This is a genomic window from Micromonospora maritima (assembly GCF_902825405.1).
In the GTDB taxonomy this organism is placed as follows: Bacteria; Actinomycetota; Actinomycetes; order Mycobacteriales; family Micromonosporaceae; genus Micromonospora; species Micromonospora maritima.
Window position 1 is genome coordinate 1 of the sequence record NZ_CADEAU010000254.1, and the last position, 7,882, is coordinate 7,882.

The 7,882-nt window shown below is 73.5% G+C and carries 11 protein-coding genes and 1 pseudogene; 9 read left to right on the plus strand and 3 right to left on the minus strand.

Translation table 11 applies throughout. The features are described from left to right. Window positions 1-194: pseudogene (locus HUW36_RS20645) on the minus strand (cysteine desulfurase-like protein); the annotation flags it as partial. 59 nt (window positions 195-253) lie between these two features. On the opposite strand from HUW36_RS20645, the gene HUW36_RS20650 reads away from it, so the two are divergent. The 7 genes from HUW36_RS20650 (at window position 254) to HUW36_RS20680 (ending at window position 4,598) form a co-directional block, all read left to right on the plus strand. Beyond that, a complete protein-coding gene (locus HUW36_RS20650; RefSeq protein ID WP_174529678.1) occupies window positions 254-619 on the plus strand; it encodes a hypothetical protein in 366 nt (121 codons plus the stop codon). A gap of 66 nt (window positions 620-685) precedes the next feature. Further along, window positions 686-1,507 (plus strand): DUF1206 domain-containing protein, encoded by an 822-nt coding sequence (locus HUW36_RS20655; RefSeq protein ID WP_174529679.1) that lies wholly within the window; start codon window positions 686-688, stop codon window positions 1,505-1,507. 76 nt (window positions 1,508-1,583) lie between these two features. After that, on the plus strand, window positions 1,584-2,780 hold the full coding sequence (locus HUW36_RS20660) for a mechanosensitive ion channel family protein (RefSeq protein WP_174529680.1): 1,197 nt from the start codon (window positions 1,584-1,586) through the stop codon (window positions 2,778-2,780). A gap of 283 nt (window positions 2,781-3,063) precedes the next feature. Continuing rightward, window positions 3,064-3,498: a phage holin family protein gene (locus HUW36_RS20665; RefSeq protein ID WP_043325014.1), complete on the plus strand. Its 435-nt coding sequence runs from the start codon at window positions 3,064-3,066 to the stop codon at window positions 3,496-3,498. Beyond that, entirely contained in the window at window positions 3,495-3,836 is a 342-nt protein-coding gene (locus tag HUW36_RS20670) for a DUF3618 domain-containing protein (protein ID WP_174529681.1), read from the plus strand. The genes HUW36_RS20665 and HUW36_RS20670 overlap by 4 nt, the downstream gene beginning before the upstream one ends. Beyond that, window positions 3,833-4,105: a DUF4235 domain-containing protein gene (locus HUW36_RS20675; protein WP_174529682.1), complete on the plus strand. Its 273-nt coding sequence runs from the start codon at window positions 3,833-3,835 to the stop codon at window positions 4,103-4,105. Before HUW36_RS20670 ends, HUW36_RS20675 begins: the two co-directional genes overlap by 4 nt. Window positions 4,106-4,394: 289 nt before the next feature. Beyond that, window positions 4,395-4,598 (plus strand): cold-shock protein, encoded by a 204-nt coding sequence (locus HUW36_RS20680; RefSeq protein WP_011905669.1) that lies wholly within the window; start codon window positions 4,395-4,397, stop codon window positions 4,596-4,598. 88 nt (window positions 4,599-4,686) lie between these two features. On the opposite strand, the gene HUW36_RS20685 is transcribed toward HUW36_RS20680, so the two are convergent. Both HUW36_RS20685 and HUW36_RS20690 read right to left on the minus strand, forming a co-directional pair. Then, window positions 4,687-4,878, minus strand: coding sequence for a hypothetical protein (locus HUW36_RS20685; RefSeq protein ID WP_174529683.1), 192 nt, complete (start codon window positions 4,876-4,878; stop codon window positions 4,687-4,689). 79 nt (window positions 4,879-4,957) lie between these two features. Beyond that, complete coding sequence (locus tag HUW36_RS20690) at window positions 4,958-5,941, minus strand: aldo/keto reductase (protein WP_174529684.1); 984 nt, start codon at window positions 5,939-5,941, stop codon at window positions 4,958-4,960. Window positions 5,942-6,026: 85 nt separating this feature from the next. Here HUW36_RS20690 and HUW36_RS20695 point away from each other — a divergent pair, with 85 nt between their 5' ends. Both HUW36_RS20695 and HUW36_RS20700 read left to right on the plus strand, forming a co-directional pair. Beyond that, the gene (locus HUW36_RS20695; RefSeq protein WP_174529685.1) at window positions 6,027-6,818 is read left to right on the plus strand and encodes a trans-aconitate 2-methyltransferase; all 792 of its coding nucleotides are present in this window, start codon (window positions 6,027-6,029) and stop codon (window positions 6,816-6,818) included. Then, window positions 6,815-7,840 (plus strand): adenosine deaminase, encoded by a 1,026-nt coding sequence (locus HUW36_RS20700; RefSeq protein WP_174529686.1) that lies wholly within the window; start codon window positions 6,815-6,817, stop codon window positions 7,838-7,840. Before HUW36_RS20695 ends, HUW36_RS20700 begins: the two co-directional genes overlap by 4 nt. Window positions 7,841-7,882: the final 42 nt, after the last annotated feature.

Genomic DNA, 7,882 nt, shown 5'->3' on the forward strand with positions numbered 1-7,882 from the left:
CCGGCGACCAGCTCCAGCGCGCGCCGGCCGGGGGCGAAGGCCGTGCTCCGGTTGCCCGTCGCGGTGCGCATCGCGTCGGCCACCGCCTCGATCACCGGGGCGGCGGTCTGGGTGCCGCCGGCGCCGTCGAAGTGGACGAAACCCTCGCCCAGCGCGGGGTAGAGCGCCCGCACCCGGGCCACGTCGAAAGCCATCCCGGCACCCTAGCGCGCACCCGGCCGGGCGGTGGTGGGAGCCACGTACCCTTGGGGAGGTGACGAACCGACGCGCCACTTCCGCCCTGACCCCCGCCCGACGCGCCGCCGGGATGCTCGCCGGTCTCGCCCTCGGCGCCGCGCTGCTCGCCGGTTGCAGCTCCAACGGCGCCGACACCGACTGCGGCCTGGACGCCTGCACCATCACCTTCGACCGGGGCGTCGACGCCAGCGCCACCATCCTCGGCGTCGAGGCCAAGCTCATCGGCACCCAGGACGACCAGGTCACCGTCGAGGTCGCCGGGGAGCAGCTCTCGCTCACCACCGGCCAGCAGGCCACCGAGGTCGGCGGCTTCCAGGTCAGCCTGGACAGCGTCACCGACCAGAACGTCGTGCTGCGGGTGGCGCGCAACCCCAACAACTGATCGCAATCGGCCTGTGGCGGCGGGCGGCCACGTTTGGAAAACCGCCCGCCGGGAGATTGAGGGCGCATGTCTCTCACCCGGAACGCCGGAGCCACCGCCGCCCAGGCCAAGAACAGCAGGTGGCTCGAACTGTTGACCCGCGCCGGTTTCATCGGCTATGGGATCGTGCATCTCCTCTTCGCCTGGTTGGCGTTGCAGATCGCCTTCGGCAACTCCGGCGAGGAGGGCAACCAGAACGGTGCGCTGCGCACCCTCGGCGAGCAGCCGCTGGGCAAGTTCCTCCTGGTCGCGATGGCCGTGGGCCTGTTCGCCATGGCGATCTGGCAGGCCTTCGAGGCGGCCGTCGGCCACGTGTCCAAGACCGGCAGGGAACGGCTCTTCGAGCGGATCGCCTCGGTGGTCCGGGTCGTGGTCTTCGTCTGGCTGGGCTATACCGCGATCAAGGTGGTCCAGGACGCCAGCGCCAACGCCTCCAACCGGCAGCAGCAGCTCACCGAGAAGCTGATGGCCTCCGACGGCGGCCGCTGGCTGGTCGGCCTGGCCGGTCTGGTGCTGGCCGCGGTCGGCATCGGCATGGTGGTCTACGGCCTGAAGAAGAAGTTCGAGCGCAACCTCAAGACCGGCGAGATGAGCCCGAAGACCCGGCAGCTCACCCGCCGCCTGGGCATGGCCGGTTACGCCGCCCGGGGCTCGGTCTTCGCCATCGCCGGCGTGCTGATCGTGGTCGCGGCCGTCAAGTACGACCCGGAGAAGGCGCGCGGTCTCGACGCCGCCCTGCGGACGCTGCGCGACCAGCCGTACGGGCCGTGGCTGCTGGCGCTGATGGCACTCGGCATCGCCGCGTTCGGTGTCTACTGCTTCTTCCAGTCCCGGTACCGCAAGGTCTGAGCCTGGTCGATATCCGGACCGCCGGGCACCATTGGGCCTTTGCCCGATTCCCGCCCCGGCGGAGGGAGAGAGATCCGTGCAGAGCTATCTCGTGACCGTCGCCGCCGCGCTAGCCGCGGCGGCGGTCGCGTTGGTGCTGGTCCAGGTGGTGCACCGGGTCACCCGGCGGCTCGGCCGCCGGTCGCTGCTGATGACCGAGCTGACCGAGCACTCGCACCGCTCGTTCCAGGTCGCCGCGACGGTGGTCGCCGTGCAGTTCGCGGTCCGGTTCACCACCCTCTACGCGGTGGGCAGCCCGTGGCGGCAGTTCGTCCTGCACACCCTGGTGCTGGCCATGATCGCGGCCACCGCCTGGCTGGTGGCCTCGCTGCTGGTGGTGGCCGAGGACACGGCGCTGGCCCGGTTCCGGGTGGACGTGCCGAACAACAGGCACGCCCGGCGGGTCCGCACCCAGGTGGTGCTGCTGCGCCGACTCACCATCGCGGTGATCGTGATCCTCGCCGTCGGCGTGATGCTGATGACCTTCCCGGCCGTGCGCGGTGTCGGCGCGGGCGTGCTCACCTCCGCCGGTGTGGTGGCGGCGGTCGCCGCGCTCGCCGCGCAGAGCCTGCTCGGCAACGTCTTCGCCGGCCTCCAGCTCGCGTTCAGCGACGCGGTCCGCCTCGACGACGTGGTGGTGGTCGAGGGGGAGTGGGGCCGGATCGAGGAACTGACGCTCAGCTACGTGGTGGTGCAGATCTGGGACGACCGCCGGCTGATCCTGCCCACCTCCTACTTCACCAGCAAACCGTTCCAGAACTGGACCCGTACCGAGGCGGCGGTGCTCGGCACCGCCGAGTTCGACCTCGACTGGGCCGTTCCGGTGCAGGCCATGCGGGAGGAGCTGCGGCGGCTCTGCGAGGGCACCGAGCTGTGGGACGGCCGGGTCTGCGTGCTCCAGGTGACCGACGCCACCGGCGGGACGGTCAAGGTCCGCGCGCTGGTGAGCGCCTCCGACGCCGGCAGCCTCTGGGACCTGCGCTGCCTGGTCCGCGAGCACCTGGTGACCTGGGTACGCGACCACCGCCCGACCGCCCTGCCCCGGCTGCGCACCGAGGTGGGCGACGCCACCGGTCCGCTGCCCTGGCAGTCGGTGCAGCCGCGCCGCCCGGTGCGCCGCCCGACCGACACCGAGGCCCCCGACGACGCGCGTGTCTTCGGCGGCAGCGACGACGGGGAGGCCCGCAGCGAGGTGTTCGTGGGCCGGGAGGACCACGCCGAGGCGCGTCGCTGACCCCGCGTACCGGATCGGAGCCCCCGGCCGCCGTGGCGGCGCCGGGGGCTCCGCGCGTCCGCGGGTCGTGACCCCGGCCCGGCGCGGCGCGTTGTGCCTGCCGGACGGTCGGTGGCCGGTCCGGGGTTTGACCGGCTCGTTCCGGGGGACCTGCTGCCCACGCCCCGGACTCCGGCCACGCCGGGTTCCGGCGGCGGGTGGCCGGGCCGACCGGCCGCCCCGCGCAGGATTGACGGGCGGCGACTCCGGGCATACAGCGCGGTGATGATGAAAGGAGGACAGCATGGCTGACGTCGCGAGTCGCAGCACGTCCCGGACCGGGAACGAGCCGTCCACCGCGGAACTGGTGCAACGGGCCACCGAGCAGGTCACCCGCCTGGTGCGGGACGAGCTGGCGCTGGCCCGCGCGGAGCTGACCCAGAAGGGCAAGCACGCCGGGATCGGGATCGGTCTGTTCGGCGGCGGCGGGGTGATGGCCCTCTACGGGGCCGGCGCGCTGGTCGCCACCGTGATCCTGTTGCTGGCGCTGGTCATGCCGGCGTGGCTGGCCGCCCTGATCGTGGCGGTGGCACTGTTCCTGCTCGCCGGGATCCTGGCGCTCGTGGGCAAGAAGCAGGTCAGCCGTGCCGTCCCGCCGGTGCCGGAAGCGGCGGTCCGCAGCGTGCGGGCCGACGTCGACACGGTCACCGCCGCGGTGAAGGACGGGAGGCGGGCATGACCGGCAACGGGACCGGGGACGTGGCGGCGCTCCGCGAGGAGATCCGCCGGACCCGGGTGGAACTCGGTGAGACGATGGAACTGCTCGCCGCCAGGGCCGATCCGAAGGCACTGGTGCGGCACTCCGCCGAGCAGGCGAAGGCGCGTGTGCGCGAGCAGGCGGCGCTGACCGCGGCCCGGGTGCGCGGGCGCGCGGCGGAGCGGGCCCGGCTGGTCCGGGCGCAGGCGTACGAGAAGGGTGGGGCGGTCGGGCGCAACCCGTTGCCGTGGGCGGCCATCGCGGCCGGTGCCGTGGTGACCGTGGTGGTGCTGGCGATCGTCCGAGGGAGGCGCAGGTGAGCGGGAGGATCGGCAAGGCGGCGTACAAGCCGGTGGGGGTGCTGCTCGGCCTGGCCGCCGGTGCGGTCGCCGGGATGGTCTTCCGCCAGGTGTGGAAGCTGGCGGCGGGTGACGACGACGCCCCCAGCGCCACCGACGAGGAGCGCGGCTGGGGCGAGGTCCTGGCCGCCGCGGCCCTGCAGGGCGCGATCTTCTCGGCGGTCCGGGCGGCGGTGGACCGCGGCGGCGCGGTCGGCGTCCGTCGGCTGACCGGCCACTGGCCGGACTGACCCCGAGCAGCTGAAGGCCCCTTTCCCGGATGCGGGAAAGGGGCCTTTCGCGTACGCGGGTGCGGGCCGCCCGGGCGGTCTGCGCGCAACCTTCAGGTCACATGTCGGAGAATTTCGTCGGCTAGGGTGTGCAGAGTTTTTGCGTACGTGGTTTGCTGTCTCACGCTGTTGAGAGACGCGTGGGTTGAGAGAAGTCTCCTGCATTGGGGGCCGCCTCAGGCGCCGCTGCTCGAAAACGGCCAATCGGCCGCACGGCGTGCTCGGCCGCCAGTTTTAGAAGGAGATACACATGGCGCAGGGAACCGTGAAGTGGTTCAACGCTGACAAGGGCTTCGGCTTCATCACCGTCGACGGCGGGGGTGCTGACGTGTTCGTCCACTTCTCGGCCATCCAGACCAGCGGCTACCGCACGCTGGAGGAGAACCAGCGGGTGGAGTTCGAGATCGCCCAGGGTCAGAAGGGCCCGCAGGCCGAGCAGGTCCGCCCCCTCTGAGCTGACACCGCACCGGCCACGCCGGTCGGCGCGCGAAGCCCCGCATCCCGCACGGGAGGCGGGGCTTCTCCCTGTTCCGAGCCGGGACTCAGCGGCGCCGGGCCCGCATGCCGAACCAGAGCGCGACGAGTCCGACCAGGACGGTCGCCGGCCCGACCAGCGCCCACACCCGTCGGTCGGTCAGCACGCTGCCCTCGACGTAGCCCAGGCCCAGCACGGTCCAGAGCGCGCCGAGCACCACGGCCAGCAGCCCCACGGTGAGCCGGAACCAACCCCTCATCGCGCCCCCTCCGACGTCCGCCCCGCTCCAGCATGCCCGGTGACGCGCACCGCCGCGGGCGCCGCGCCGACCGTCGGGGTCACCACCGGTCGTGCACCTGCGGCCGGATCAGCTCGTCGTAGGTGGCGCGCACGGCGGCGAGCTCCACGTCGGTCAGTGCCGGCTGACCGGCCGCCTCGGCGTTGCGCCGTGCCTGCTCGGCCGAGCGGGCGCCGGGGATCACCACGGTCACGCCGGGCTGGTCGAGCACCCAGCGCAGGGCGAACTGGGCCATCGTCCGGCCGTCGCCGACCAGCGGCGCGAGCCGGCGTACGGCGGCGAGGCCGAGGTCGTAGTCGACGCCGGAGAACGTCTCGCCGACGTCGAACGCCTCGCCGTGCCGGTTGAACGTGCGGTGGTCGTTCTCCGGGAACGTGGTGTGCTCGTCGTACCGGCCGGAGAGCAGGCCGCTGGCCAGCGGCACCCGGGCGATGATGCCGACCCCGGCCGCCGCCGCGGCCGGCAGCACCTGCTCCAGCGGCTTGTGCCGGACCGCGTTGAGGATGATCTGCACGCTGGCCACCCCGGGCCGGGCGATCGCGGTGAGCGCCTGCGCGGAGGTCTCCACGCTGACCCCGTAGCCGGCGACGCGTCCCTCGGCGACGAGCGTGTCCAGCGCGTCGAAGACACGGTCGTCGGCGAAGACCGCGGTGGGCGGGCAGTGCAACTGCACCAGGTCGAGCGTCTCGACGCCGAGGTTGGCCCGGGACCGGTCGGTCCAGGCCCGGAAGTTGTCCAGGGTGTACGCCTCCGGCGTCTGCGGCACCCGCCGGCCCATCTTGGTGGCCACGGTCAGCCCGTGTCCGGGCCGCGCGCGCAGGAACCGGCCGATCAGCTGCTCGCTGCGGCCGTCACCGTAGACGTCGGCGGTGTCCAGGAAGGTGACGCCGGCGTCGACCGCGGCGGTCAGCACGTCGAGCGCCGCGCTCTCGCTGACCTCGCCCCAGTCGGCGCCGAGCTGCCAGGCGCCGAGTCCGATGATGCCGACGTGCCGGCCGAGCCGGTCGAAGCTGCGCTGTTCCATCCGGTCGAGCCTAGTCAGCGGGTTGCCGTCGCGCCCGTCGGGCCGTACCGTCAAACAAGACGTACGTACGGTTTAGGAGGCTGCCATGTGGGACCCGCGCACCTACCTGCGCTACGGCGACGAACGCTCCCGGCCCTTCCACGACCTGCTCGCCCGGGTCGGCGCCGGGCGTCCCCGCGCGGTCGTCGACCTCGGGTGCGGCCCCGGCACGCTCACCGCCACGCTCGCCGACCGTTGGCCCGACAGCCGCATCACCGGCCTGGACTCCTCGCCCGAGATGATCGACCGGGCCGGTGCGCTGGACGCCCCGGTCACGTTCACGGTGGGCGACGTCCGCGACTGGCGGCCGGGGCCGGAGGTGGACGTGCTGGTCGCCAACGCCGTGCTCCAGTGGGTGCCCGGCCACCGCGAGCTGCTCACCCGCTGGGTCGCCGACCTGCCGCCGGGCGGGTGGCTGGCGTTCCAGGTGCCGGGCAACTTCGCCGCGCCGTCGCACCGGGCGCTGCGCGAGGTCGCCGGCCGGGACCGGTGGCGCGACCGGCTCGCCGGGCTGCTGCGCGAGGCCCCGGTGGACGAGCCGGTCGACTACGCCACGCTGCTGACCGGCGCGGGCTGCGCGGTGGACGCCTGGGAGACTACCTACGTGCACCTGCTGCCGGCCGACGGCGCGGACCACCCGGTGCTGGCCTGGATGGAGGGCACGGCCCTGCGTCCGGTCCGCGCCGCCCTGGCCGCCGCCGACTGGGCCGACTTCCGCGCCGAGCTGGGGGTACGGCTCGCCGAGGCGTACCCGGTACGGCAGGGTCAGGTGTACTTCCCGTTCCGCCGGATCTTCGTGGTGGCCCGTACCGGCGCCCGCGCAGAGGAGAACCCGTGACCGACCTGCCCACCTTCATCGCCGGACTGCCCAAGGTGGAGCTGCACGTGCACCACGTCGGCTCCGCCTCGCCCCGGATCGTGGCCGAGCTGGCCGCCCGCCACGAGGGGCGCAGCCCCGTCCCGGCCGACCCGCAGGCCCTCGCCGACTACTTCGCGTTCCGCGACTTCGCCCACTTCATCGAGGTCTACCTGAGCGTGGTGGACCTGGTCCGGGACGCCGACGACGTCTGGCTGCTCACCCACGAGGTGGCCCGGGAACTGGCCCGCCAGCAGGTCCGGTACGCGGAGCTGACCGTCACCCCCTACTCGCACGTGCACCGCGGCATCCCGGCGGAGGCGTTCTGCGAGGCGATCGAGGACGCGCGCAAGCGGGCCGAGGCCGACTTCGGCATCGCGCTGCGCTGGTGCTTCGACATCCCCGGCGAGGCCGGGCTGCCCGCCGCCGAGCAGACCCTGCGGATCGCCCTCGACCAGCGGCCGGACGGGCTGATCAGCTTCGGCCTCGGCGGCCCCGAGATCGGCGTGCCCCGACCCCAGTTCAAGCCGTACTTCGACCAGGCCCGCGCGGCCGGGCTGCGGTCGGTGCCGCACGCCGGCGAGACCACCGGGCCGGAGACGATCTGGGACGCGCTGCGCGACCTGGGCGCCGAGCGGATCGGCCACGGCATCTCCGCCGTGCTCGACCCGGCGTTGCTGGCCCACCTCGCCCAGCGGCGGATCCCGCTGGAGGTCTGCCCCACCTCCAACGTGCGGACCCGGGCGGTGGCCAGCCTCGACGAGCACCCGCTGCCGCAGTTGGTCGCCGCCGGCGTGCCGGTCAGCATCAACTCCGACGACCCGCCGATGTTCGGCACCACGCTCAACGACGAGTACGCGGTGGCCGCCCGGCTGTTGAAGCTCGACCGGGACGGGGTCGCCGCGCTGGCCCGCGACGCGGTGTCCGCCGCGTTCCTCGCCCCGGCCGAGCAGGCCCGGATCAACGCCGAGATTGACGCGTACCGGGCGAGCGCGGTGAGTTGAGCGGTCGCGCGGGCGCCGGCCGCCGGGACAGGCGGGGCGGTC

What these genes read in the sequence shown, in the direction of transcription:
- HUW36_RS20655 (WP_174529679.1), top strand. Translation starts at nt 686, where the DNA reads ATGTCTCTCACCCGGAACGCCGGAGCCACCGCCGCCCAGGCCAAGAAC.
- HUW36_RS20665 (WP_043325014.1), top strand. Translation starts at nt 3,064, where the DNA reads ATGGCTGACGTCGCGAGTCGCAGCACGTCCCGGACCGGGAACGAGCCG.
- HUW36_RS20670 (WP_174529681.1), top strand. Translation starts at nt 3,495, where the DNA reads ATGACCGGCAACGGGACCGGGGACGTGGCGGCGCTCCGCGAGGAGATC.
- HUW36_RS20680 (WP_011905669.1), top strand. Translation starts at nt 4,395, where the DNA reads ATGGCGCAGGGAACCGTGAAGTGGTTCAACGCTGACAAGGGCTTCGGC.
- HUW36_RS20685 (WP_174529683.1), bottom strand. Translation starts at nt 4,878, where the DNA reads ATGAGGGGTTGGTTCCGGCTCACCGTGGGGCTGCTGGCCGTGGTGCTC.
- HUW36_RS20690 (WP_174529684.1), bottom strand. Translation starts at nt 5,941, where the DNA reads ATGGAACAGCGCAGCTTCGACCGGCTCGGCCGGCACGTCGGCATCATC.
- HUW36_RS20695 (WP_174529685.1), top strand. Translation starts at nt 6,027, where the DNA reads ATGTGGGACCCGCGCACCTACCTGCGCTACGGCGACGAACGCTCCCGG.